The following is a 24,190-nucleotide window of genomic DNA, read 5'->3' on the forward strand; positions in this document are numbered from 1 at the left end:
CGCGCATCGGCGTTAGGTGCCGGCCGGTCTGCCATCTACGAGCGGGCAGCGGTACCCGTCAAGACGGGCCGCGCCCCGGCAGCCGACCGGCGGTCTAGGGGTGTCCGATGTGGGCACCGATGGGTCAGAACCTGTTGCTGCGGCGCATCTCTGCCTCGACGCGGCGGAGGTCCATGCGAATACGCGCCATGTCGGCGGCTTCCGTCGAGTTGGCGCCGGACCAGACCACGTGCAGGCCGGCGGCCGGGTCGCGGCCCACCAGGCGGGCCAGAGTCGAGGCCGGGAGCCATATAGCATCGTCAGTATCGAGGTCGGTCTCTTCGTTGAGATCGTCGTCGTCGGTGATCACGGCGATCCGGCAGCCAGCAACTCCAGCCCCTCGATGAGCGGCTCTGCGGCCAACAGCATGTCCGTGCCCATCACGGCCGCGTTGGCGCGCACGAAATCGAGCGACTTCCGCCATGCCACAACGCGTGCGCAGTCGGGCAGACCACATGCCGCGCTGCGCGGCCTGCCTCGACCCCCGGCGGGCCGGACCGACACCGTGCGGCGGCAACGGGCACAGGTCACGTCGTGGCGTTCGCGGCCCGCGTTGAACAGTTCGGTTACGTGGTCGGGCAGGTCGAGCCACCACATGTTGCCAACGGCAAGCTGCCGCAGCGACCGAAGCTCGGCCAGCGGCGGGCCGGCATCGCGCGGCAGTGCCACATCCGGCAGTGCGTTGATCGCATCGGCGAGCGGGCGCGCACGAGCAATTGCATCCGCCAACGCCATCTCGGCGATCGTCACAGCGGCCGTCATGCGGGCAGCCCCTCGCGCAGAGCGGCGGCCTGCGTGAGCAGCAGAGCCGCCAGGCGCTCGCGGATGCTCGGGCGCACAGTGTCGTCCGCCAGCAACGCGAGGGCGCGCGTGGTCATCACGTCCGCGAGGTCGGGGTACGGCGTGGGCTCGGCGGGGCGGGTGGCGACCGCAGCCGGAGGGGTGAGGGTGAGCATCTTGGCGTTCCTCTCTGAGACGAAAAAGCCCTGGTCAACGGGGGCCGACAGAGGTGCATCTCTGTCGACTCCGGCTGATCAGGGCTCGGGTGGCGCGACCGGCGCGCCATACACGGCGGGCCGGGGTGGGGCCGGGGAAACGCTTCTTTTCCTGGCCACAGGGATACTGCGCCGGGAACCGCAAAGTGTGCGGATTGGCCAGGCGGCGCGCAGGGAGAGCCGTCGATCGGCTGGCGGCGTGGTGGAGGCACCGGGTTACTACGCCAGCGAAGCCGATGTGTGCGGCCGGGCCGTGCGCGGCGCTGTCGGGGGGCCGGCGGCGGGCCGGGCAAGTGGTCCGGGTGCTCTTTCGAGGGGTGTTTTCGAGACCAGCCGCTAGATTTGGTTATTTTTTTTCCTATAGAGAGGAAATAGCTCTGTCGCTCGGCGACTCTCGAAAACGGGGGGTAAAAGAGCACTTGAGAGCACCTGGAGCACTTGACCGCAGCAGCCCCCCGGTGCACGGCCGGCAGCCGGCACAGCAGCCCACACGCGGCGGCATCACGCGCCAGCCCTGCGGGCCGGTGCCGACATGCAGAACCGGGCAGGTACCAAGTTGGTGGGCCTGCCGGTTCTGAAGGCTCTACGGGGCTCCTGTGGAGCCGTTCAGTGCTACTCGTCGTCATCCATCGCAGCATCGAGCCGGCGCAGCACCTCGGCACGGCGGGCCATCACGTCGGCGAGCCGCGCAGCATCGGCCCACCTGCCCGCACGCACGGCGCTGCTCGATGTGGGCAGCGTCGTACCTGCCCTGCATCGCCGTACGCGCCAGGCGCAGCCGCTCGCAGTCCAGCGCGAGGCGTACGCCTTCCTCAACGCCGGACGCCCAGCCATCGGCGTAGCCCTGGTCATAGGCGCGGGCGGGGAGATCGATCGTCACGGGTGCTCTCCTACGTCTGTGGTCGGGGTTGGGGGTCTGCGGGGAGTCGGGCGTCAGGCGGGCGCGGCCCAATCGAGATCCACGCGCGCAGCGATCGCTCCCCACGGGTCAGAGCGGGTCGGCCGGCCACCCTTCTCGGCGGCGCGGCGGACGGTCATCCGGTCGACGAACTGACCCACGAACTCGCGACGGTCCGCGATCGGCGCGGAGTCCCACCATGAGCCCTCATCGCCGTACTCACCGGATGTCCAGCCGGTCAGCGGGACCGTGGGCGCCGTTGCCTCGTCGAGCGCGGCGAGCGACGTGGTGAGGGCATCCACGCGAGCGCCTGTGGCGGTCACCTGGTGCCCGACCACCCGCGCGGCGGCGCCCGTGGCGGTCGCCAGCGTCTCGGCCAGCCGGTCAAGCGATGCGGACGCCTCGGCCAGCTCGGCGGCCACCATCGCGCGCTGAGCGGCGGCGGCCGGGTCGACGTTCGCGGCGGCGTAGCGGCGGGCGGCCTCGGCGAGCACAACGGCGGCGTCCTGGTCGTCAGGGTCGGCCGGGTCGATGCTGTCGAGCAGCCGGCCAATGCGGAACCGGACGTAGGCGTCCAGCGTGGCCATCGACACCGTGCACGAATGCCGACCGGCGGGTGCGCTGCACATGTAGGAGTTGCGGGTCGGCGAGGCGTTGAAGCGGCGAGACTTCATCGGGCGCCCGCACTCGCAGAGCAGGATGCCCAGGCCGGCGAGCAGCGACGGCGTGTCGCCAGCGCGCCACGGATTGCCCCCGCGCCCGTTGAGAGCGCTCTGGAGCGCCCAGAACTCGTCGGGCGGGACGATGGCACCATCGGGCGCCGGCAGCGCGCGCTCACCAGGCACGCCGGTCGCCACGCCATAGCCGGTCGTGTTCCCTTTCGCGTCCACCGTCAGTACGGCGGGCAGGCCGGCGATGCGCGGGTCACGCAGCCGGAGCCCAAGCATCCGGTCGGACCAGCCGGACGCGGCGCGGGTGCCGCCGACGGTGGCGCCACGGGTCGCCACGCCCCGGCGCTCGAAGTAGCGGACAACGGCGTGGACGGCGTGACCCCAACGGACGGCGCGGGCGGCAAACCGCAGCGCGCGTGCCTCGGCCCGCTCGATCACCAGAGCGCGGATAGCGACGGGGCGGCCGTCGGGCGTCTGCTCGATCCGTTCGACGGTGGCGAAGCCGTACGGCGCCAAGCCGACATGACCCCCGGCGGCGCGGGCGAGGGCCTTTGCGCCCCGAACAGCCTTCGACTTGTTGGCGCTCTCGTTGTGGGCAGCGTCGAGGCGTAGCAGCAGGTGGATCAGGTCCATCGTGTTGTCCGGGCCGAACGTGCCCTCAGTGGTCGAGGTGATCGTCAGGCCAACGGCCAGCAGCGGCAGCAGCTCGGCGAGCGCCTGTTTCGGGTCCTGCCGGGTCAGCCGAGAGACGTAGTACACATAGACGTGCGTCACAAGGCCAGCCCTGATGTCCTCGATCAGCCGGTCATAGTCCGGGCGGATCACGTCGGTGTCGTAACCGCTCTTGCCGATGTCCTCATAGCGGCGCAGCTCACGGCCGGGGTGGTCAGCGGCGGCCCGCTCCCCGGTCGCGGCACGCTGGGTCTCCGGGCTTGCCTCGGACTTGTTCCGGCGGGCGCTGGACTGGCGGACGTACGTGGCGGGACTCGCGTTGATCACGGCAAGCAGAATACTACCTTGCCCGCCAGAGTCTAAGAACCCGTACGGCTACTGCAACCACGGCCCGAACGGCATGACCTGCCCGATCGGCGTCGGCTCGCTGCCCGCGTAGCACGCGCCTATCGGCTGCCCACCCAGGTCATGTCCGGCCAGGGTCCGTGGTCGAGCGCTTCGATGATCCGGGTCAGCTCGGGGGGCACCTGTCCGGGCTCCTCGGTCTGGCCGTCGACCGCGTCGAGGCCGAGGAGCACCTGGACGCCGTCGTCCAGGGTCAGGAAGAGGTGCCGGCTGTCCGGCGCGTACCAGCCGGCGAGGCCGTCCAGCTGCACCGGCAGGACCGTGGTGTGGTCGGCCAGGTCCTTGTGCGCGTCGGGCCCCATCAGCAGGTGGAGCTGCCGCTCCCCGGCGCCGGTGGCCGAGATCTCCTGGATCCACTGCTGTCCCTGGTACCCCTGGCTGAGCCGCCAGGGTCTGCCGGCCAGATCGTCCGGGAGCCAGCCGAGGCGCGGGCCGACGTAGGTCTCCCGCTGGTCCGGCCGGACCGACCGCGCCACGCGCAGGGCCGTCGCCCGCTGCTCCCCGGGCGCGTCCTCGTCCAGCACGGCGACGATCAGCTGCGGCCCGCCGGGCGGCTGCCAGGTGACATAGGCGGCGTTGCCGGAGCTCTCCGTCTGGACCAGTCGCCCGGCGACGCCGTGCACGTCGACGGTCTCGGTCCGCCCCTCGGGCCGAACGAGCGAGTCGTGCCATCCGATCATCAGCGAGATCGACGCGTCGGTGCCGCGCCGCCAGTCCAGCGACACGACGGGCGCCCGGTCGCCGACCACGACGATGGAGCGCTGGTACTGCCCGTAGCCGCCGGGCAGCCAGGCCGGGCGGTAGCGCAGGGGGACCTTGAGCCAGCCGCCTCCGGGGCCTCCGGCGACCTCGGGAAAGCCGGTTTCCGGCTCCCGCGTCAGGCGCCACACGCCCACGCCGGCGGCACCCACGGCGACGCCTGCTCCGGCGACCCGGAGGACGAGCCGGCGCTGCCGGTGGTGCCGCGCCCGGGTGGCCAGGCCGGCGCGGATCCGCTCCGGGGACTGCGCCTCGTCGGCGATGGCGCCGAACGCGGCCCGGATCGCTTCGCTGTCGATCATCGTTCCTCCTGGACGGGTTGCAGCTCCGCGACGGATCGCAGCTTGGCGAGTGCCCGTGATGCCTGGCTGCGCACCGTCGCGAGGCTGCAGCCCATCAGCGCGGCGATGTCGCCGTCGGCCATGTCCTCGTAGTAGCGCAACGCGATGACGATGCGTTGCCGGGGCGGGAGCGCGCGGATCAGCCGCACGAGGGCGTCCCGCTGCGTGACCTGCTCCGCCCGGTCCTGCTCCTGTTCCCGGACCGGCGGCTGCGCCCGCTCCCGACGGATCGCGGCGGCGACCCGGCGGCGCGCCGACAGCAGCTCGTTCACGATCATCTTGCGGACGTACCGCTCCGGCACGTCCAGCTCGCAGATCCGCGCCCATCTGGGCTGCGCCTTGATGAGCACGTCCTGCACGACGTCCTCGGCCAGGTGCGGATCCCCGGCCAGCGCCGTCGCCTGCCGCAGGAGCGCTGGTAGCCGCACCGCGACGAACTCCTCGAATGTCAACCGACCCCCTTGCTCGCCTCCCTACACGAAGCAGCGCACGGAGTCTGTTGCACGCCCGGGTCAGGCACCGATCAGGGTCAGGGTGCCGGTGTAGTGGCCCTTGGGCGAGGTGTCGGGCATCCACAGGGTCATCGTGGCGCCGACACGAGCGGTGCCGAGGCCCGCGCCGTGTGAACCGGGCGGAAACCAGGGGCGTACGGCGGACACGGGCCCGGAGTCGGCGCCCTCGCGAAGTGTGAGCAACCTTCGCAGTTCGCGGTAACTCTCAGCAACCTCCCTGATACTTTGAGTGACGATTCGGTATGCGTGTCCCTGTTTTCCAGGTGATCCGTTCCCATCGATCGCTCCCATCCCGCGGTGTCTGACGGAGGAACCACAGTGCAAGTCAAGACAAAGCAACGCGGTGTCGCCGCGGCGCGCATCGGCGCCGTTCTGACACTCGTGGCGGCCGGCCTGGTCGCGACCGGGGCACCGGCATTCGCTGCCACGACGATCTCGCCGAGCACCGGCCCCGCCGGCACGGTGGTCACCGTGACCGACGCCGGCGCGACGTTCACCAACACGTCGCGCGTGCAGTTCCAGTGGAAGTCGGCCAGCAACACCGCGTGCGGGGTCGCCGCCCTGACCCCGACGCCGGCCAGCGCCTCGGACCCGATCACCCAGACCGGTGGTGTCACCGAGGTGCCCGCGGCGAACATCGTGCTGACCTCCGCCACCGTCCTGGACGTGACGGTCCCGGCGTCGCTCGTGCTGCTCGGCAACCCGTCGCAGGTCACCGCCAACTACCTCGTCTGCGTCTACAACGCGGCCGGCTCGTCCCTGCTCAACACCAGCGACCAGACGTTCACGCTCAACGGCAACCTCGTGCCGAACGTGACGTCCGGCCCGACCGGCGGTGGCAACACGATCACCGTGACCTCCCCCGGCAAGGTCTACAACACCGGCTCCGTGTACGTGCAGTTCCAGAACAACAGCGGCTGCACCTCGACCTTCTCGGCCATCAGCGTCACCGTCGTCACGGTGCCGGCCGCCGGGGTGAAGATCCTGGGCGGCACACCACCGACGAACAAGCTGTCGGTCGCCGTCCCGTCCGGCGTGGTCAACGCGGGTGGTTTCACGACGGAGGACTGGTACATCTGCGCGTACAGCGGCAACACCGTCGGTAACGCGAACAGCCCGCTGATCGCCGGCTCCGGTGTGCAGTACATCGTCGGCCCGGTCCCGACGATCAACAACGTGTCGCCGGCCACCGGCCCCGCCGAGGGCGGCACGACGATCACCGTCACCGGCACGAACATCCCGACCGGCGGCGTCGGCATGACCGCGACGCTCGGCGGCTCGCCGCTGACCAACATCGTGGTCGCCGGCGACAACCTGTCCTTCACCGCGACCGTCCCGGCGCACTCCGCCGGCGGTCCATTCCCGCTGTCCGTGACCACCGCCGGTGGCACGGTCACGAAGCCGAACGTCTTCAGCTACACCAACGGCATCACGGTGACGCCGAAGAACTCGCCGAACAACCGGGCCGCGGGCACCGACCTCGACATCACCGGCGTGGGCTTCTCCGCGCTCGACTTCAGCGGCAACTCCTCCGGCGGTCAGACGCCCGACAACACCAAGGCGCACGTCTACCTGGTCCGGGGCGTCTACAACCCGGCGGCCGGCTCGCCCGCCACGGTCAAGACCACCGCACAGGTCGCCGAGTGCCTCGACGTCACGGTCGTGGACGACACCGAACTCGTCTGCACGCTGTACACGCAGGGCAACGGCTTCGCCAACGCGAACACCACCCGGGCGCTCTCCGGCTGCACCGTCGCCACGAGCTCCGCAGCCGTGGTCGGCTCGGCCAGCAGCACCACCTGCACCTTCTCGTCGACGGACGTCGGCATGGCGGTGACCGGCACGGGCATCCCGACCGGCACCAGCATCCTGTCCTTCACGGACTCGACGCACGTGACGCTGTCGAAGAACACCACGTCGGCCGTGACGGCCATGACCCTGAACACCAACCGGGTCATCGCCGACGCGGCGACCACCGCCGGCTCGGCGACGCTGAGCACCTCGGCCGCCGCCGGCTTCAACGCCGGTGACGTCGGGCGGTCCATCGCGGGTCCGGGCATCCCGAACGGTACGCGGATCCTCAGCGTCTCGGCCGGTGTGCCGACCCTGTCGAACGCGGCCACCGCGACCGCGGCGACCCCGTCGCTGACGCTGCACTCCGGCGTGCCGATCCCGAACGGCACCTACACCGTGACGGTCGTCAGCAGCGGTGCCATCGGCGCCCAGCTCAACGCCAACTACACCCAGTCGATCATTTCCAGCGGTTCGACCTTCACCGTCGCCGACTACCTCATGCTGGCGGCCTGATCCATCGCGAAAAGCACCGGCGGCCCGGAGTCCTCGTGACTCCGGGCCGCCGCTCGCTTCGACGCCGATGAAACCGTGATTCCTGAACGATTTTCACAACTCTGCGCATTCAGAATGTTACTTTGAGTGAGCAGGCAAAGCCCGCGCGGCTGCCCGAAACAGTCGGCCGTTCAGCACCTGAGAGGACCCTGCTCAATGTTCTTCGCGCACTCCCGCCGCGCCAGGTTGGCCGGCACGGGCACCGCCGCGGCAACGCTGCTCAGCGCCGCATCGTTGATCGCCCTGCCGACGGTGGCCCACGCCGCTCCGGCCGCCACCGCGGTCACGATCACCTCCCCGACCGGCGGCAAGGTCGCCGCGGACACGGAGAAGCAGGTCATCATCATCACCGTCACCGGCCTGACGGGCGCGACCCTCGACGAGGGATCGGTGGCGAGCGTCGACCTCGGCGCCGACTCCGACTGCCAGGGTCTCGACTTCTACATAGTGACCGCGGCGACCTCACTGGCGGTCAAGACCCCCACCGGCGGCTGTGCGCCGACGTCGGGCGTCGCCTCCGAGACGATCGCGATCAACTTCGCCAACAGCGGCGGCACGCTCACCAAGGCCCTCTCCGGCCTGATCTTCGTCGCGCCGCCGGCGCTGGACAGCACCGCGCCGGTCGTCACCGACATGAGCAGCGCGCTGAACTCCTCGGACCAGATCAAGCGGTTCGTCTCCACCGGCGGCCAGTACGTCCGCGTCAAGGCGGACAGCAACTTCACGTTCAGCGGCGCGGCGAACTCGCTGTCCGCCAGCCTGGGCGGCAAGCCGCTGACCGAGGTCAAGGTCTACAAGAAGACCGACGGCACCCTCTTCACGACCGCGCCGTCGGGCACCACCGAGAACGGCAACTGGTTCGTCGGCAAGACCGCCACCGGCATGGCCAGCGGCAACCTGTCCATCACGCACAACGGTGTCACCAAGACGTGGAATGCCGCCGACCTCGGCACGAGCGTCGTCACGGTGCCCGTCGTCACCGCCATGACCCCGGCGTCCGGGAAGATCAACACCGCCACCACGGTCACGATCACCGGTACCCTCACCGGCGCCACCGGCGTGAACTTCTGCGGCGTGGCGGGCACCGCCTTCGCGCTCAACGCGGCGGGCACCTCGATCAGCGTCAAGACGCCGACCACCGGCATCGCGGACGACGCGGCCGGCCTCGGCTCCGGCAACTTCTCCGGCGTGTGCCCGGTCAAGGTCGTCGCGCCGGGAGGCACGAACATCCACACCGCGACCACCGCGTTCTCGTTCTTCGCGGAGTAGCGGCCCCGAACACGCGAAACGGCCCGGCCTCCGTGAGGAGACCGGGCCGTCCGGCGTGTGCAGGGGTTTTGGCAGGCGAGGGCACACCATCGCGATATATGCGGGGGAACCACGAAACGTGTGCCCTCGCCTGCCGTGTAGACCCGCCCGATCCCTGGGGAGGACCGCCTGGCCGGAGGCGTTCGGAGTCGACGGAGGCATGCCGACAACCGTGCCCGGGCGGGTCTTTGTGTCGCGGTGACCGTGGCACCTGGCGGGTGCGCCGAAGTCACCGCTGAGATCAACGAACGTGCTAGAGAAAGGTTCCCCGGTTTCCGCCGGCGCGGTGCCAGCCGCCCCGCGAACGCTGCGGCGCACCGAGGTCGATCCGCCAGTCGGGCATCGTCCTGAGGCTGTACAGGTCGTGCCGGGCGGTCCACGCCTCGTTCCACGGCCGCCGCGACGCGGCCTCCGCGTTCTCCGCGAGCCGGCGCGGCGCGCAGGGCCACTCCCGCCCGCACCAGATGCACTGGCCGTCACCGTCCGACTCGGCGTGCCGGCTCAGGATCTGGGTGGCGTCGCGCCACAGCAGCCGATCGACGACGTCTGTTGGCTCGGACTGGTCGACACTGACCAACTTCCCTACCCCCAAACTCTGCGGAACCACCTGAGAACCTCCGGACGAAACGTAAACGGTCCGGGTCCACGCGTGGGCGGACAGCCTGTGCGATTCACGTGCGACCACTCGAAAGGGGACGGCGTGGCGGCGGGCGATAATGGCGCCATGGACAGCCCCCTGCTGCAGCGCATCCGCGACGCCGTCATCGGTGACGACCAAGTGATGTGGGGTCCCTACGGGGCGCGCCGGGTCACCTACGCCGACTACACAGCGTCAGGACGGGCGCTGGACTTCATCGAACGGTTCATCCGTGACGAGGTACTGCCGCGGTACGCCAACACCCACACCGAGTCCTCCGGCACCGGACTGCAGACGACCCGCCTGCGCGAGGACGCCCGCCAGATCATCAACGACGCCGCCGGCGGCGACGCGGCGACGGTCGTCATCTTCACCGGGTCCGGCTCGACGGCCGCGATCGACAAGATGGTGCACATCCTGGGCCTGCGGGTGCCCGCCGAGCTGGACGACCGCTACAACCTGTCGGCGCACATCCCGGCCGCCGATCGCCCGGTGGTGTTCATCGGCCCCTTCGAGCATCACTCCAACGAGTTGCCGTGGCGGGAGTCCATCGCGGACGTCGTCGTCATCCCGGAGGATCACAACGGTCACATCGACCTGTCGCGCCTGCGGGCGGAGCTCGCGCGGCACGCCGACCGGCCGCTGAAGATCGGGTCGTTCTCCGCGGCCTCCAACGTCACCGGGATCGTGAGCGACACGCACGCGATCTCGGCGCTGCTGCACGAGCACGGCGCGCTGTCCTTCTGGGACTTCGCCGCCGCGGCGCCGTATGTCGATGTGGCGATGTACGGCCCGGGCCCCGGCCAGTACAAGGACGCGGTCTTCATCTCGCCGCACAAGTTCGCCGGCGGCCCCGGCACACCGGGTGTCCTCGTCGTGCGCCGCGAGGTGCTGCGCAACCGCGTCCCCACCGTGCCCGGCGGCGGCACCGTCGACTACGTCAACCCGACCGACCACCACTACATCGCCGACGCCGCGCACCGCGAGGAGGGCGGCACGCCGGCGATCGTCGAGTCCATCCGGGCCGGCCTGGTCTTCCAGCTCAAGCAGGCCGTCGGCACCGACACCATCCGTGATCTCGAGGAGTGCTTCCTGCGCGAGGCGATCACCTCGTGGAAGACCAACCCCAACATCGAGATCCTCGGCAACCTGGACGCGTCGCGACTGTCGATCGTGTCGTTCGTGGTGAAGCGCCCCGGCGGCCGCTACCTGCACCACAACTTCGTGGTGTCGCTGCTCAACGACCTGTTCGGCATCCAGTCCCGCGGCGGCTGCTCCTGCGCCGGCCCTTACGGCCACCGCCTCCTCGGCATCGACATCGAGCGCTCGCAGCGCTTCGAGCAGGAGATCATCGCCGGCTGCGAGGGCATCAAACCGGGCTGGGTGCGGGTCAGCTTCAACTACTTCATCTCCGACACCGTCCTGCGCTACATCATCGACGCCGTGCACTTCGTGGCCACGAACGGCTGGGCGCTGCTGCCGCAGTACCGCTTCGACCCGTACACCGGACTCTGGAAGCACAAGGACGGCCTGGTCGAGCCGCCGCTGCGCCTGTCGGAACTGCGCTACGACGCCGACGGCGAGCTGCGCTGGCCGTCCAGGCACGAGCGGGCCCCGGAGTCCGCGCTGGAGGGCTACCTGGACGAGGCCGCCCGTATCGTCGCGGAGGTCTCGCAGATCTCCCAGGTCGCCCAGCCCGACGGCGTCGTCTCCGCCAACTTCGAGGCCCTGCGCTGGTTCGAGCTGCCCGCGATATCGCTGTCGGCATAACGCCATGATCCGGAAGACTTGTTGTCGCCCGGACGACAAGTCTTCCGGATCATGGGCAGCTAGCTCAGATGCGCCAGGAGGTCCTGGCGGGTGATGACGCCGGCGGGTTTGCCGTCGATGAGGACCACGGCGGCGTCGGCCTTCTCCAGCAGCGCCACGGCTTCGCTCACGGGCTGGCCGCCGCCGATCATGGGCAGGGGGTCGCCCATGTGGCGTTCGACGATGTCGTGGAGGTGGGCCTGGCCGGTGAAGAGGGCGTCGAGCAGGTCACGTTCGGCGATCGAGCCGGCCACCTCGCCGGTCACCACCGGGGGCTCGGCCTTCAGCACGGGGAGCTGGGAGACGCCGTACTCACGCATGTAGTCGATGGCGTCGCGGACGGTCTCGTTGGGGTGCACGTGGACCATCTGCGGCATGCGCCCGTCCTTGCCGACCAGGACGTCGGCGACGGTGGGGAGCTCGGCGGCGGTGCGCAGGAAGCCGTAGCGGGCCATCCAGTCGTCGTTGAAGATCTTGCTGAGGTAGCCGCGGCCGCCGTCGGGGAGGAGCACGACCACGACGGCGTCGGGGGCGGCCTCGCGGGCGACCTTGAGCGCGGCCGCGACGGCCATGCCGCAGGAGCCGCCGACGAGCAGGCCTTCCTCGCGGGCCAGGCGGCGGGTCAGGTCGAAGGACTCCTTGTCGGAGACCTCGACGATCTCGTCGCAGACGTCGCGGTCGTACGTCGTGGGCCAGAAGTCCTCGCCGACGCCCTCGACGAGATACGGCCGGCCGGTGCCACCGGAGTAGACGGAGCCCTCGGGGTCGGCGCCGACGATGCGGACGGCGCCGCCGGAGGCCTCCTTGAGGTAGCGGCCCACGCCGGAGATAGTGCCGCCGGTGCCGACGCCGGCCACGAAGTGCGTGACCTTGCCCGCCGTCTGCTCCCAGACCTCGGGGCCGGTGGTCTCGTAATGGGAGCGGGGGTTGGCCGGGTTGGCGTACTGGTCGGGCTTCCACGCGCCGGGGATGTCGCGGGCCAGCCGGTCGGAGACGTTGTAGTAGGACCGCGGGTCCTCGGGGGCGACGGCGGTCGGGCAGACGACGACCTCGGCGCCGTACGCCCGAAGCACGTTCTGCTTGTCCTCGCTGACCTTGTCAGGGCAGACGAAGACACACTTGTAGCCACGCAACTGCGCGACGAGCGCGAGGCCGACCCCGGTGTTGCCGCTGGTCGGCTCGACGATCGTGCCTCCGGGCTTGAGCAGGCCGGCCTTCTCGGCGTCCTCGACCATGCGCAGCGCGATGCGGTCCTTCACGCTGCCGCCGGGATTGAGGTATTCGACCTTGGCCAGGACGGTGGCGGAGATCCCGTCCGTCACGTTGCGGAGCCGGACGAGGGGCGTATCGCCCACCAATTCGACGACGTTGTCGTAATAGCGCACCCGGCCAGCGTATAGCGCCCGCCGGAGCTACTTGACGACGTGTCCTGGAATCACGTTGTCGCGCTGCTTCTCCCACTCGAGGAAGCGCTCCAGCTCGTCGAGCAGGGCACCGGCGAAGTAGGTCGCCATCGCCAGGTCGTCGACGACGCCGAGGACCAGCAGGAACAGCTCCGGCACGGCGTCGATCGGGGAGATGATGTAGACGGCCGAGGCGGCCAGCAGCGCCAGCCGGGTGCCGCCGTCGTATTCCCCCTTGACCGTCGCCCTCACCATCCGCGGGAGGGCGCTGAGGCGCTTGCCGAGCCCGGGCGTGCCGGGCTTGAAGACCCTCAGCAGAGCCGTCCACGCCATCCGCCGTCGCAGCGTGCTGTCCGCCATGATCGCCGCCCTCTCTCGTCTGGCTATGAATGTAACGGTGTCTGTCACGAAGGGCGCGCGGTAGAAATGACGCATGCGCCGAAGGGTTTTGTCGACTGCTACCGGCGGGCAACCGGAGGAGACCACCTCGGCTGGGACGATGATCCGGACCGGTGGGGTGCCGGTCCGGGTGGAGCCGGCCCGCGGGCCCGATCGGTCGGGATGAGGACGATCGGGATCTTTACCGGGAGAGGCGGATACTTGCGCAGTGGCGGTTAGCCTCGCCGAGGCGCAGCAGAATGCGCTGAAAGACGGCGGGAGGCGGGAAAGGGCGATGGGCGGGTTGAAGCTTCGGTCGGAGCAGGTGCGGCGGATCGCCACGGCGGCGGCCGTCGGCGGCGGCGGTATCGCGGGTGCGAGCGCGCTGCTGTACGGGGTGGTCATCGGGCAGGCGCTGCTGGCCCGTCGTGTGATCCCCCAGGTCGTGAGCCCTCCCCCGCGCGCCGACGGCACCTATGGGGCGCACCTGCCCGGCGAGCCGGTCCGCCTGGTCGTGCTCGGCGACTCCTCCGCCGCCGGTTACGGCGCGGAGCTGCCCAGCGAGACGTTCGCCGCGGCGGTCGCGGCCGGCCTGTCCCAGCAGCAGCAGCGTCCAGTGTGGATGCGCTGTGTCGCCGTCGTCGGCTGCGAGTCGCGCGGGCTGGTGCCGCAGGTGGACGTGGCGCTGCGGCACCGCCCCGACGTCGCGGTGATCTGCATCGGCGGCAATGACGTCACGCACCGGGTGAGCGTGCCGCTCGCGGTGCGGCACCTGGTCGACGCGGTGCGCCGGCTGCGGGCCGAGGGCATCCAGGTGGTCGTCGGCACCTGCCCCGACCTGGGCACGATCCGGCCGATCCAGCCGCCGCTGCGCTGGCTGGCCCGGCACTGGAGCCGGCAGATGGCCACGGCGCAGACGATCGCGGTGGTCGAGGCCGGCGGCCGGACCGTGTCGCTCGGCGACCTGCTCGGCGAGCTGTTCTACACCGAGCCGGACCGGATGTTCAGCTTCGACCGCTTCCACCCCTCCGGCGCCGGGTATCTGGCGGCCGCGCAGGCGGTGCTGCCGACGGTGGTCGCGTCGCTGACCGAGCCCGACGTGGCGACGCCGCTGACCGCGGCGCTGAAGGCCGGCGAGGGCGTGCGGTCCCTGCAGCGCGCCGCCGCGGAGGCCGCGCAGCGTCCCGGCACCGAGGTCAGCGCCGCGCAGGTGGCCGGCAACCAGCACGGCCCGGCGGGCCGCTGGGCACAGCTGCGGCACCGCGTGTGGCATCGTCTGCCACAGCAGGCGGCGCGGGAGCCCGACCGCACCGAGGACCGCTACCCTCAGGAGTCGACATGATCACGATCAAGCGGCTGGCGCGGATGGCCACGGTCACCGTGATCGCCGGCACGGTCGGCGGCGCCGCTGTCCTCGCGGCGCAGGCGATGGCCGCGCGGGCCCGTTCGTATGCGAAGCCCGACATGCGCCTGGCGATGCGGTCGTCGGTCGGCGCGGTGGGCAAGCCGCCGATGCGCCTGGTGCTGCTCGGCGACGCCACGGCGCTCGGGGTGGGCGTCGACCGGGTCGCCGACACCGTCGGCGGCCAGCTGGCGGCGCTGCTCGCGGAGGGCACGGCGGGGCGGCGGGTGGAGCTGTCCAGCGTCGCCGTCGCCGGGTCCCGCTCCTCCGACCTCGCGACGCAGGTGGCGCGGGCCCTGGTCGGCCCGGCACCGGACGTCGCGGTCATCCTCGTGGGCACCAACGACGTGACGCACCTCGGTCGCGGCTCGGACGCCGCGGAATATCTCGGATCCGCCTGCCGGCGCCTGCGCGACGCCGGCATTCCCGTGGTCGTCGGCACCTGCCCGGACTTCGGGGCGCTGCGGGCGTTCGCGCCACCCCTGCGGCAGTTGCTCGGCTGGCGCAGCCGGGGCGTGGCGAAGCAGCAGGCCACGGCCGCCGGCGCGGCCGGTGCGGTGGTCGTCGACCTGGGCACGCGCACCGGCGCGGTGTTCCGGGCCGACGCGGGCACCCTGTGCCACGACGGATTCCACCCCTCCGCCGACGGCTACAGGGTGTGGGCGCACGCACTGCTGCCCGCCGTCGAGGAGGCCGCCGCGGTCCGAGGATTCCTGCACTGAACGAGACGCGCTGAACGAGACCGCGCGGAACAAGACCGCGCGGAACAAGCTGCACTGAACGTGCACTGAATCTGCAGATTTCTCACACGCGCTCGCCCGCCTCATTACCCTGCAGTAGCGTCGGTGGTATGCCGGAAGCTGTCATCGTCGCCACCGCCCGGTCCCCGATCGGCCGTGCCGCCAAGGGATCACTGCGCGACCTCCGCCCCGACGACCTCGCCGCGACCATCGTCCGCGCCGCGCTCGCCAAGGTCCCCGAGCTCGACCCGCGGGACATCGAAGACCTGTATCTCGGCTGCGGTCTGCCCGGCGGCGAGCAGGGCTTCAACATCGCCCGCGTGGTCAGCACCCTGCTCGGGTTCGACCACCTGCCGGGCGCCACCACCACCCGCTACTGCGCCTCCTCGCTGCAGACGACCCGGATGGCGTTCCACGCGATCAAGGCCGGCGAGGGCGACGTGTTCATCTCCGCCGGCGTCGAGTGTGTGTCACGCTTCGCCCGCGGCAACTCCGACGGCCTGCCGGCCGACGCGCAGGCCGCCGTCGGCGGTCCGTGGCAGAACCCGGCCTTCGCCGACGCCTACGCGCGCACCACCAAGCGCGCCGAGGGTGGCGGCGAGCCGTGGCACGACCCGCGCGAGGACGGCGCCCTGCCCGACATCTACGTGGCGATGGGCCAGACCGCCGAGAACCTCGCCGAGCTCGAGGGCGTCACCCGGGCCGACATGGACGAATTCGGCGTCCGCTCACAGAACCTCGCCGAGGAAGCGATCAAGAACGGCTTCTGGGCCCGTGAGATCACGCCGGTGACCACCCCCGACGGCACGGTCGTCTCCACCGACGACGGCCCGCGCGCCGGGGTGACCCTGGAGGCGGTGGCCGGCCTGAAGCCCGTGTTCCGCCCCGACGGGAAGATCACCGCCGGCAACTGCTGCCCGCTCAACGACGGCGCCGCCGCGGTCGTCATCATGAGCGACGTCAAGGCCCGCGAGCTGGGCATCACGCCCCTCGCCCGGATCCTGTCGACCGGTGTCACCGCCATGTCGCCGGAGATCATGGGCATCGGCCCGGTCGAGGCGTCCCGCAGCGCGCTCAAGCGGGCCGGGATGAGCGTCGACGACGTCGACCTGGTCGAGATCAACGAGGCGTTCGCCGCGCAGGTCATCCCGTCCTACCGGCAGCTCGGCATCCCGATCGACAAGCTCAACGTCAACGGCGGCGCGATCGCGGTCGGCCACCCGTTCGGCATGACCGGCGCCCGCATCACCGGCACCCTGATCAACTCGCTGACCTGGCACGACAAGTCGATCGGCCTGGAGACCATGTGCGTCGGCGGCGGCCAGGGCATGGCCATGGTCATCGAGCGCCTGTCCTAGAAACAGCGCCTGTCCTAGAAACGCCGGTGATCCGGAAGACCTCACGCACCCACAGGCGCGCAGGGTCTTCCGGATCACCGGAAAAGCGTCAGAGCTGCCCGCGCACGGCCTGGATCTTCTCGACGGCCTCGCCCGCGAGGACGGGGCCGCCGAAGCGGGCCAGGTCCGCCGCCACCACCCGCAGCTGGTCCGGCAGGGCGAGGTCGTTGTCCAGCCTGGGCACCGGCCGGCGCGGCCGGTGCTCGGCGTCGGCGGAGCGGTCCGCGAGCCACTGGACCAGGTCGTGGACCGTGCCGGCGCGCGGGACCCCGGACGCACCGGACGCCGCCCACCGGGGCGGCGTCCAGTGTCCGACCTGCCCGACCAACCGGTCCACCGTCTCGGTGAGCGGGTCGGTGGGCGTCATCAGCGGCGCAGGTAGCTGAGCATGCGCAGGATCTCCCAGTACAGGAAGATCAGCCCGACGAGGATGCCGAACGCGCAGTACCACGCGAACTTGTCCGGCAGCCCGTGCCGCACGCCCTGCTCGACGGCGTCGAAGTCGAGGACGAAGGTCAGCGCCGCGACGACGATGATCACGAGGCTGAACACGATCGGCAGCCAGCCGACGCTGCCGTCGGTGCTGTACTCACGCAGGCCCAGGTTGATGCCGAACAGGTAGAACAGGTAGTTGGCCAGGCTCAGCACGACGACGCCGACGAGGGCGCCGATGACCATCTTCGTGAAGCGCGGCGTGGCCCGCAGGACCTGCAGCTTGTAGAGCACCGCCATGATGCCGAAGATGCCGAAGGTGCCGATGACCGCCTGGATGACGATGCCGCTGAAGGCATGCTCATACCAGCGGCTGACGACACCGAGCAGGACACCCTGCAGAGCGGCATACGGCAGGATGAGCGCCGGGCTGGTGATCTGCCGGAACGAGATGACCAGGCCCAGGACCAGGCCCGCGATCAGCGATCCGAAGACCGCGATGGGCAGGATGGCGCTGGTCTCGGGGATGAACGCCCACGCCAGGGCACCGAAGATGCCGGTGACCGCGAGCAGGGCGACGGTGCGCACGACGACGTCGTCGATCGTCATCGCCCGGGTGGCGGCCGGGGGCTGGGGCACCCCGTAGCCGGACTGGGGATAGCCGTAGCCGGGCGGCGCTCCGAAGACAGGAGGCGGCGACGGTTGCTGTCGCGCCGCCTGCCCGAGACGGTTGAGCACCGGATTCGAACTGCGCACGATTCAGCCTCCAGGGGCGTCGCATTCATGTGTACGACCAGCGTACCGCGTGTGCCCCCGACAAGTGGATCTCGGAATTGCCGGGGGCACGCAGCGCTACACGCCGAACGACTCGCAGCGACCGCCCGCGTTGGTGTTGCTGCCGCGACCGGCGGCCGCGGTGTCGGATCCGGCGCCGCAGTCGACGGCGTCGTTGCCGCTGCCGGTGCCGATCACGTCGTCGCCGGCACCGGTGGTGACGGTGTTGTTGCCGTTCCCGGCGTCGACGCGGTCGTCGCCGGCGCCGGTGGTGATGCTGTCGTTGCCGGACTCGGTGACGACGACGTTGGCACCGTCGCCGGCGCGGATGACGTTGTTGCCGCCGCCGGCCTCGATCCGGTCGTCGCCGGCGCCGGTGGTGATCACGTCGTTGCCGGACGCGGCCGTCACCGAGTTGGTCCCGGCGCCCGCGTCGACGACGTTGTTGCCGCCGCCCGCGTCGATCCGGTCGTCGCCGCCGAGGGTGGTGATCACGTCGTTGCCGGGGCCGGTCACGACGCAGTCGGCGCCGCCACCGCCGGTGACGACGTCGTTGCCGCCGCGGCCGAGGATGAGATCGGCGCCGGCGGTGCCGGTGAGGCGCTCGTTGCCGGTGGTGCCGACGATGACATTGTCGACGGCCTGGCAGGTCAGGCCCGCCGCCGCGACGGTGACGGCGCCGGTGTGCCGGATGCCGGTCATCGTGGCGGTGAAGGCGAGGGTGCCGCCGGCCGGGACGCTGAACGTGATCGGCGCGGACCGGAAGGTCACCGCGACGGTCGCCGCCGCACCGGACAGGGTGGCCACCCCGACCACATCGGTCAGCTGGTAGGAGCCCTCACCGAGGCGGATCGCCGCGTCGCTGCCGGTCAGCTGGACGACGGCGGGCGTCGTACCGGCGCCGACGTCGAACCGGACGGATCCTCCGGATCCGGCGGACACCGTCACGGCCCTGTCACCGCCGGTCAGCCGGCCGGCGACCGCGCCGAGCGCGAACGTGCCGTTCGAAGGGTCGGCGGGCGCCGGGTCGACCGCGTCCAGGATGCCGTCGTCGTCCGAGTCCAGATCGACGCAGGTGATCGTGCCGCCGCGCAGGGCGTGCCCGTCGGTGCCGCTGTCGTCGGACCACACGACCGGCTTGCCGCCGGCGACGCACGCCGCCTGCGGCGCGATCGCGAAGCCCTCGTTGTTGAGGTTCGGCATGCCGGCGGGCCGCTCGTAGAGGCCGTCGACGGCGAACGCGCCGGCGGTCACACCGAGCGTGGCGACCCGGCCGTTGCAGGTGTCGTCGCAGACCGCCCACAGGTGCCCGGTCTCCGGCTCGAACTCCAGGTCCATCACCGACGGGAAGCCGCTGGCGAAGGTCGCGATCCGCGTGTAGGCGCCGCCGGGCGCGAGCGCGTAGGCGTAGACGCTGCCGTTGGCCTCGAGCCCGACGAGGAAGAGGCCGTCGCCGTGGCCCGGGTACGCGGCCGGGTCGTACGCGGCGCCGGTCCGCTGGTCGGTGAACCCGCGGGCGGTGAGATACGCGTCCGGCACCCAGGTGATCGCCTCGAGACCGCTGTTGGGCGCGACGGCCGGCAGGTCGGCGGTGAGGTTCCACTCGGCGTTCGCGGTGCCGCTGACGCCGTCGTACCGCTCGATCGTGGGCCGGCTGACGCCGTTGGCCGAGTTGTCCCGCTCGGTCGACACATAGACGCCGTCCGGCCGCCAGACCACGCCCTCGGCGTCGATGTCACCGGTGCCGTCCGCGTAGTGCAGGGCTGTGCCGGTCGCCGGCGTCCACGCCGTGCCGTCCCAGGTCAGGCGGTACAGCGTGCCGGGGCCGTTCTTGACCGCCCAGAGCACCGAGCTGCCCTGGAACGCCAGGCCGCTCATGTTGCCGCCGAACACGCCGGACCGGTCGACGGTGCTGACGGCGGCGCCGCCCGGCCAGGCCGCGGCGGGCGTCTGCCCGGCGCACGCGTTGGCCGCGCCGCGCGTCGAGGCCGTCGTGGCGGCGAACCCGCCGGTGCCGTCCGGGCAGCGGCCGTAGGTGATCGCCGCGTGCGCGCTCCAGGTGTACGAGTCGATCAGCGTCACCCCGTCGGCGGCGAAGAGCCGGGCCGAGTCGGCGGCACCGAGCCCGAACACCGGATCCACGTCGACCACCAGATATCCGCCGGGCGCGATGCTCGTACCGGCGGCGATGGTGAAGACGTGCGTGTCGTCGTTGTCCTTGACCAGCCAGCCGGCGAGGTCGACGGCGGTGACACCGGTGTTGACCAGCTCGACCCAGTCGCCGGGGGTGCCGCCGTTGGACTCGACCTCGTTGATCCGCACCTTGGTCGCGGGGGTGGCGCAGTCGTTGGCCGCGCCGCGGGTGGAGGACGCGGACGTCCCGAACGCACCGGTGCCGTCCGGGCAGCGCCCGTAGGTCGTCGGCGCGTGCGCCGTCCAGGTGTACGAGTCGACCACCGTCACCCCGTCGGCGGCGAAGAGCCGGGCCGAGTCGGCGGCACCGAGCCCGAACACCGGGTCCACGTCGACCACCAGATAGGCGCCGGGCGCGATGCTCGTACCGGCGGCGATGGTGAAGACGTGCGTGTCGTCGTTGTCCTTGACCAGCCACCCGGACACGTCCACGGCGGCCGGGCCGGTGTTGACCAGCTCGACCCAGTCGCCGGGCGTGCCGCCGCTGGACTCAACCTCGTTGATATGGATGGTGGGCACGTCCGCCGCGGTCGCCGAAGTGGTCGCGACGGCGATTCCGGCTAAAGCGGGCAGGAATGCAAGAAACACTCGGAATGGAGTGCGCAATGTGGGCGGCCCTTCGCGGGAAAGGTATTTCCCGCGAGCCTCGACCACGAGGACGACCAGCGCGTGAACGCACGGCGAAGCAAGAGTGCCCGGGGCGGGGTTCGAACCCGCACGCCTCGCGGCAGCCGCTTTTAAGGCGGCCGTGTCTGCCGTTCCACCACCCGGGCGTAGAAACGCGTCTCACGGTAGCCCGTCCGACGAACCCTCAACACCGACAAGGGGACCGCCGTTACTGTCATCCGGGTGAGCAGCCCCCCACTGACCGACGAGGTTGAGATGGCGCCTCCGGAGACCTTGACAAATGAAGGTCCACCGATGCAGGGGCCGAGACGCTGGCTGATCGACGCCGGTGCGGGGCTGCTCTTCGTGCTCGCCGCCGCGCTGCTGGCGCACCGTCTGTGGCCCTCGCCGGCCGGGCGGGTGCTCGCCCTCAACCCCAGTGACCAGGCCCTCGACGAGTGGTTCCTCGCCTACGCCACCCGAGCGTACCGCGGCGACCTCACCCTCGTGACGGGCATGCTCAACGCGCCCGAGGGCGTCAATCTCCTCGCGAACGCCTCGCTCATCGGCATGGGGGTGCTGCTCGCGCCGGTGACCCTGGCGTTCGGGGCGCCGGTCACGTTCGCCGTACTGGTCGCCGGCAACCTCGCCGCGACGGGGATCGGCTGGTACCTGCTGTTCGCCCGCACCCTGACGATGCACCGGGCCGGCGCGCTGATCGGCGCCGCGTTCGCCGCGTTCGCTCCCGGCATGGTGTCGCAGTCCAACGCGCACCTGCACATGACGGCCACCTGGCTGGTGCCACCGATCGTCTGGTGCGTCGTGCGCCTCGCCCACCAGACGGAGGTGACGTGGCGCACCGTGCGGACCGGGCTGCTGCTCGGCGCCCTCGTCGTCGCGCAGTTCTTCGTCGGCGAGGAGGTGCTCTTCCTCGCCGCGGTGACCCTCGCGGTGTTCACGCTCGTGTTCGTCGTCGCGGCCCGGCCGCGGCTGCGGGTGGTGGCGCCGCCGTTCATCCTCGGCCTGGGCATCGGCGCCGGGCTCGCCGCGGCGCTGCTGGCCTACCCACTGTGGCTGCAGTTCAACGGGCCGCAGAGCGCCAAGGGCGGCGTCTTCCAGCCGGGTTTCTTCTCCGCCGACCTGTTCAGCTTCGCCGCCATCTCGCCGCTGTCCCTGGCCGGCGACGACAGCGCCGCGCGCCTGGTCAGCGGGCCGGCCGAGTACACCACCTTCTTCGGCGCGCCGGTGCTGCTCGTCGCTCTCGGGGCGACCGTCTGGATGTGGCGCCGGCCGGCGGTCGTCGCGTCGGCCGTGACCGCGGTCGTGCTGTGCCTCTTCGCGCTGGGGCCGTGGATCGTCGTGGACGACGAGACCACCGAGCAGCGGGGGCCGTTCGCGCTGCTGTCGGGACTTCCGGTGATCGAATCGGCGCTGCCGACCCGCTTCGCCCTGGCCGCGATCCCGTTGCTCGCCGTGATCCTGGCGCGGGTCGTCCACGCGGCGATCACGCAGACGGAGACGCTGCGGATGCTCGTGCCGGTCGCGGTGGTCGCGGCGCTCGTGCCCCTCGCCCCGGCGCCGCTGCCGGTGACCGACCGGGCGCCCGTGCCGCGGTTCTTCACCGAGGGGTACTGGCGGACGTACGCGCCCGAGGACGGCGTCGTGGTGCCCGTGCCGCTGCCCGACCCCCGCGACCCGGACGCGATGCGGTGGGCGGCGGCGACCGACGTGCGGATCGCCACGCCGCAGGGCTGGTTCATCGGGCCGTACGGCAAGGACGGCGCGGCGGCGGTCGGCGTCTACCCCCGGCCGACGTCGCAGCTGCTGTCCCGGGTCGCGAAGTCCGGCACGGCGTCCGCGGTCACCGATGCCGAGCGGGACGCGCTGCGGCGGGACGTGGCCTACTGGAAGGCGGCGTCCTTCGTGCTGGACCAGCGCCACCCGCACGCCGGGGCGCTCAAGCAGACCATGGACGGGCTGCTCGGCCCCGGCGAGCGGGTCTCGGACGTCTGGGTCTGGCGCGCTTAGGCCGCTTTCCTGCTCTCCGTCTTCGCGGGGTGCAGGGGGATCGGCGGGGCCACCGTCAGGAACGGCTCGCGCGGCTCGTGCAGCGAGCCCAGCGCGACGACCTCGCGGCGCAGCACCAGCTGCAGGGTCCAGTCGACCAGCACCCGGATCTTGCGGTTGAGCGTGGGGATCCTGCTCAGGTGGTACGACCGGTGCATGAACCACGCGGGAAGGCCGCGGACCTTCACCCCGTAGACGTGCGCCACGCCCTTGTAGAGGCCGAGGCCGGCGACCGACCCGACGTGCTTGTGCTTGTAGTCGACCGGCTCGCGGCCGCGCACGACGGCGGCGATGTTGTCGGCGAGCTTCGAGGCCTGGCGGACCGCGTGCTGCGCGCTCGGCGAGCACAGCGTGCCCGGCACCTTCGACGTGAGGTCCGGCACGGCGGCGCAGTCACCGGCGCTCCACGCCCCCTCGACGACGTGGCCGCCGGCGTCGACGACCTGCAGCGTGGGCACGCAGGTGATCGCGCCGCGCTGGGTCCGCGGCAGGTCCGTGTCCTCCAGCATCGGGTGCGGCTTGACCCCCGCCGTCCACACGATCGTGTCGGCGGCGAACTCGTCGCCGTCGGACAGCTTCACGATCCCGTCGACGCACGACTCGAGCCGGGTGCCGAGCCGGATGTCGATCGCCCGGCGGGTGAGCTGCACCACCGTGTAGGCGCCCATCTCCGGCCCGACCTCGGGCAGGATGCGCTGGGCCGCCTCGACGAGCACGAACCGCACGTCCTCCTGCGGAATCTCCGGGTAGTAGCGCAGTGCGCCCCGGACCATGTCCTCCATCTCGGCGAGGGCCTCGATCCCGGCGTACCCACCGCCGACGAACACGAAGGTCAGCGCCCTTCTACGGGTCGCCTGGTCGCTGGTGGTCGCCGCCACGTCGAGCCGGTCCAGCACGCTGTTGCGCAGGAAGATGGCCTCACCGATGGTCTTGAAGCCGACCGCGTGCTCGCGCAGCCCGGGGATCGGCAGCGTCCTGGACACCGACCCGGGCGCCACGACGATGTGGTCGTACGGCACTTCCCTCGCCGGCCCGACGATCGGCTGGACGATCGCCACCTTGCGGGCGTGCTCGATCCGGGTGACCTCGCCGGAGAGCACGTGGCAGCGCTTGAGCTCGCGCCGCAGCGGCACGACCGTGTGCCGCGGGGAGATGTTGCCGGCCGCCGACTCCGGCAGGAACGGCTGATACGTCATGTGCGGCTGAGGGTCGACAACCGTCACCTCGGCCTCGTGCCGGTGCAGCTTCTTGGACAAGCGCAGAGCGGCATAGAGCCCGACGTGCCCGGCACCGACAATCAGGATTCGCTTAGCAGCCACACCAGCAACGCTAGCCGCGAAAACCCCGCATCTTCAGCCAGGCCACAGACATGTAACGGCCGTTACGCAAGCTGTAACCGCAGTCAC

General features: G+C 71.1%; 21 protein-coding genes and 1 tRNA gene. 7 read left to right on the forward strand and 15 right to left on the reverse strand.

The features are described from left to right. Window positions 1-124: 124 nt before the first annotated feature. The 7 genes from ABZS58_RS01465 to ABZS58_RS01495 all read right to left on the reverse strand — a co-directional run bounded on the left by ABZS58_RS01465 (window position 125) and on the right by ABZS58_RS01495 (window position 5,475). Complete coding sequence (locus ABZS58_RS01465; protein ID WP_354776390.1) at window positions 125-349, reverse strand: hypothetical protein; 225 nt, start codon at window positions 347-349, stop codon at window positions 125-127. Further along, window positions 346-789 carry a hypothetical protein gene (locus tag ABZS58_RS01470; RefSeq protein WP_354776392.1) on the reverse strand — a complete coding sequence of 148 codons (444 nt, stop codon included), beginning with the start codon at window positions 787-789 and terminating at the stop codon, window positions 346-348. The genes ABZS58_RS01465 and ABZS58_RS01470 overlap by 4 nt, the downstream gene beginning before the upstream one ends. Window positions 790-797: 8 nt before the next feature. After that, a complete protein-coding gene (locus ABZS58_RS01475; RefSeq protein WP_354776394.1) occupies window positions 798-995 on the reverse strand; it encodes a hypothetical protein in 198 nt (65 codons plus the stop codon). A 972-nt stretch (window positions 996-1,967) separates the two neighbouring features. Further along, window positions 1,968-3,602, reverse strand: a complete 1,635-nt coding sequence (locus ABZS58_RS01480) for a recombinase family protein (protein ID WP_354776396.1) — start codon at window positions 3,600-3,602, stop codon at window positions 1,968-1,970. Between the two features lie 119 nt (window positions 3,603-3,721). Continuing rightward, window positions 3,722-4,741 (reverse strand): hypothetical protein, encoded by a 1,020-nt coding sequence (locus tag ABZS58_RS01485; RefSeq protein ID WP_354776398.1) that lies wholly within the window; start codon window positions 4,739-4,741, stop codon window positions 3,722-3,724. Next, complete coding sequence (locus ABZS58_RS01490) at window positions 4,738-5,232, reverse strand: SigE family RNA polymerase sigma factor (protein WP_354776400.1); 495 nt, start codon at window positions 5,230-5,232, stop codon at window positions 4,738-4,740. Before ABZS58_RS01490 ends, ABZS58_RS01485 begins: the two co-directional genes overlap by 4 nt. Window positions 5,233-5,292: 60 nt before the next feature. Continuing rightward, window positions 5,293-5,475 carry a hypothetical protein gene (locus ABZS58_RS01495; protein ID WP_354776402.1) on the reverse strand — a complete coding sequence of 61 codons (183 nt, stop codon included), beginning with the start codon at window positions 5,473-5,475 and terminating at the stop codon, window positions 5,293-5,295. Between the two features lie 135 nt (window positions 5,476-5,610). Here ABZS58_RS01495 and ABZS58_RS01500 point away from each other — a divergent pair, with 135 nt between their 5' ends. After that, window positions 5,611-7,599 (forward strand): IPT/TIG domain-containing protein, encoded by a 1,989-nt coding sequence (locus tag ABZS58_RS01500; protein ID WP_354776404.1) that lies wholly within the window; start codon window positions 5,611-5,613, stop codon window positions 7,597-7,599. 195 nt (window positions 7,600-7,794) lie between these two features. Beyond that, complete coding sequence (locus tag ABZS58_RS01505; protein WP_354776406.1) at window positions 7,795-8,907, forward strand: hypothetical protein; 1,113 nt, start codon at window positions 7,795-7,797, stop codon at window positions 8,905-8,907. 292 nt (window positions 8,908-9,199) lie between these two features. Here the strand turns inward: ABZS58_RS01505 and ABZS58_RS01510 are convergent, their stop codons facing one another. Then, the gene (locus ABZS58_RS01510) at window positions 9,200-9,523 is read right to left on the reverse strand and encodes a hypothetical protein (protein ID WP_354776408.1); all 324 of its coding nucleotides are present in this window, start codon (window positions 9,521-9,523) and stop codon (window positions 9,200-9,202) included. A gap of 147 nt (window positions 9,524-9,670) precedes the next feature. Here ABZS58_RS01510 and ABZS58_RS01515 point away from each other — a divergent pair, with 147 nt between their 5' ends. Then, entirely contained in the window at window positions 9,671-11,353 is a 1,683-nt protein-coding gene (locus ABZS58_RS01515; RefSeq protein WP_354776410.1) for an aminotransferase class V-fold PLP-dependent enzyme, read from the forward strand. A gap of 59 nt (window positions 11,354-11,412) precedes the next feature. Here the strand turns inward: ABZS58_RS01515 and ABZS58_RS01520 are convergent, their stop codons facing one another. Both ABZS58_RS01520 and ABZS58_RS01525 read right to left on the reverse strand, forming a co-directional pair. After that, window positions 11,413-12,777 (reverse strand): cystathionine beta-synthase, encoded by a 1,365-nt coding sequence (locus ABZS58_RS01520; protein ID WP_354776412.1) that lies wholly within the window; start codon window positions 12,775-12,777, stop codon window positions 11,413-11,415. 27 nt (window positions 12,778-12,804) lie between these two features. Then, window positions 12,805-13,155, reverse strand: coding sequence for a YkvA family protein (locus ABZS58_RS01525; protein ID WP_354776414.1), 351 nt, complete (start codon window positions 13,153-13,155; stop codon window positions 12,805-12,807). 313 nt (window positions 13,156-13,468) lie between these two features. On the opposite strand from ABZS58_RS01525, the gene ABZS58_RS01530 reads away from it, so the two are divergent. From ABZS58_RS01530 to ABZS58_RS01540, 3 genes are all read left to right on the forward strand, one after another. Next, the gene (locus ABZS58_RS01530; RefSeq protein ID WP_354776799.1) at window positions 13,469-14,515 is read left to right on the forward strand and encodes an SGNH/GDSL hydrolase family protein; all 1,047 of its coding nucleotides are present in this window, start codon (window positions 13,469-13,471) and stop codon (window positions 14,513-14,515) included. Further along, window positions 14,512-15,297 carry an SGNH/GDSL hydrolase family protein gene (locus ABZS58_RS01535; protein WP_354776416.1) on the forward strand — a complete coding sequence of 262 codons (786 nt, stop codon included), beginning with the start codon at window positions 14,512-14,514 and terminating at the stop codon, window positions 15,295-15,297. The genes ABZS58_RS01530 and ABZS58_RS01535 overlap by 4 nt, the downstream gene beginning before the upstream one ends. Before the next feature lie 128 nt (window positions 15,298-15,425). Further along, entirely contained in the window at window positions 15,426-16,673 is a 1,248-nt protein-coding gene (locus ABZS58_RS01540; protein WP_354776418.1) for an acetyl-CoA C-acetyltransferase, read from the forward strand. Between the two features lie 88 nt (window positions 16,674-16,761). On the opposite strand, the gene ABZS58_RS01545 is transcribed toward ABZS58_RS01540, so the two are convergent. The 4 genes from ABZS58_RS01545 to ABZS58_RS01560 form a co-directional block, all read right to left on the reverse strand. Continuing rightward, a complete protein-coding gene (locus ABZS58_RS01545; protein WP_354776420.1) occupies window positions 16,762-17,079 on the reverse strand; it encodes a hypothetical protein in 318 nt (105 codons plus the stop codon). After that, a complete protein-coding gene (locus tag ABZS58_RS01550; RefSeq protein ID WP_354776422.1) occupies window positions 17,079-17,900 on the reverse strand; it encodes a Bax inhibitor-1/YccA family protein in 822 nt (273 codons plus the stop codon). The genes ABZS58_RS01545 and ABZS58_RS01550 overlap by 1 nt, the downstream gene beginning before the upstream one ends. 96 nt (window positions 17,901-17,996) lie before the next feature. Then, entirely contained in the window at window positions 17,997-20,630 is a 2,634-nt protein-coding gene (locus ABZS58_RS01555) for a lamin tail domain-containing protein (RefSeq protein ID WP_354776424.1), read from the reverse strand. A gap of 173 nt (window positions 20,631-20,803) precedes the next feature. Next, window positions 20,804-20,884 (reverse strand) — tRNA-Leu (locus ABZS58_RS01560). A 148-nt stretch (window positions 20,885-21,032) separates the two neighbouring features. Between ABZS58_RS01560 and ABZS58_RS01565 the strand changes: the two genes are divergently transcribed. Continuing rightward, window positions 21,033-22,745: a hypothetical protein gene (locus ABZS58_RS01565; protein ID WP_354776426.1), complete on the forward strand. Its 1,713-nt coding sequence runs from the start codon at window positions 21,033-21,035 to the stop codon at window positions 22,743-22,745. Here ABZS58_RS01565 and ABZS58_RS01570 read toward each other — a convergent pair. Beyond that, on the reverse strand, window positions 22,742-24,103 hold the full coding sequence (locus ABZS58_RS01570) for an NAD(P)/FAD-dependent oxidoreductase (RefSeq protein ID WP_354776428.1): 1,362 nt from the start codon (window positions 24,101-24,103) through the stop codon (window positions 22,742-22,744). The genes ABZS58_RS01565 and ABZS58_RS01570 overlap by 4 nt on opposite strands. Window positions 24,104-24,190: the final 87 nt, after the last annotated feature.

It is taken from the genome of Dactylosporangium sp. NPDC005555 (assembly GCF_040605635.1).
Classification (GTDB): domain Bacteria; phylum Actinomycetota; class Actinomycetes; order Mycobacteriales; family Micromonosporaceae; genus Dactylosporangium.

Bases quoted from the DNA above. Each gene is read 5' to 3' on its own strand.
- ABZS58_RS01525 (WP_354776414.1), bottom strand. From the start codon at position 13,155: ATGGCGGACAGCACGCTGCGACGGCGGATGGCGTGGACGGCTCTGCTG.
- ABZS58_RS01475 (WP_354776394.1), bottom strand. From the start codon at position 995: ATGCTCACCCTCACCCCTCCGGCTGCGGTCGCCACCCGCCCCGCCGAG.
- ABZS58_RS01485 (WP_354776398.1), bottom strand. From the start codon at position 4,741: ATGATCGACAGCGAAGCGATCCGGGCCGCGTTCGGCGCCATCGCCGAC.
- ABZS58_RS01530 (WP_354776799.1), top strand. From the start codon at position 13,469: ATGGGCGGGTTGAAGCTTCGGTCGGAGCAGGTGCGGCGGATCGCCACG.
- ABZS58_RS01545 (WP_354776420.1), bottom strand. From the start codon at position 17,079: ATGACGCCCACCGACCCGCTCACCGAGACGGTGGACCGGTTGGTCGGG.
- ABZS58_RS01505 (WP_354776406.1), top strand. From the start codon at position 7,795: ATGTTCTTCGCGCACTCCCGCCGCGCCAGGTTGGCCGGCACGGGCACC.
- ABZS58_RS01565 (WP_354776426.1), top strand. From the start codon at position 21,033: ATGCAGGGGCCGAGACGCTGGCTGATCGACGCCGGTGCGGGGCTGCTC.
- ABZS58_RS01515 (WP_354776410.1), top strand. From the start codon at position 9,671: ATGGACAGCCCCCTGCTGCAGCGCATCCGCGACGCCGTCATCGGTGAC.
- ABZS58_RS01535 (WP_354776416.1), top strand. From the start codon at position 14,512: ATGATCACGATCAAGCGGCTGGCGCGGATGGCCACGGTCACCGTGATC.
- ABZS58_RS01540 (WP_354776418.1), top strand. From the start codon at position 15,426: ATGCCGGAAGCTGTCATCGTCGCCACCGCCCGGTCCCCGATCGGCCGT.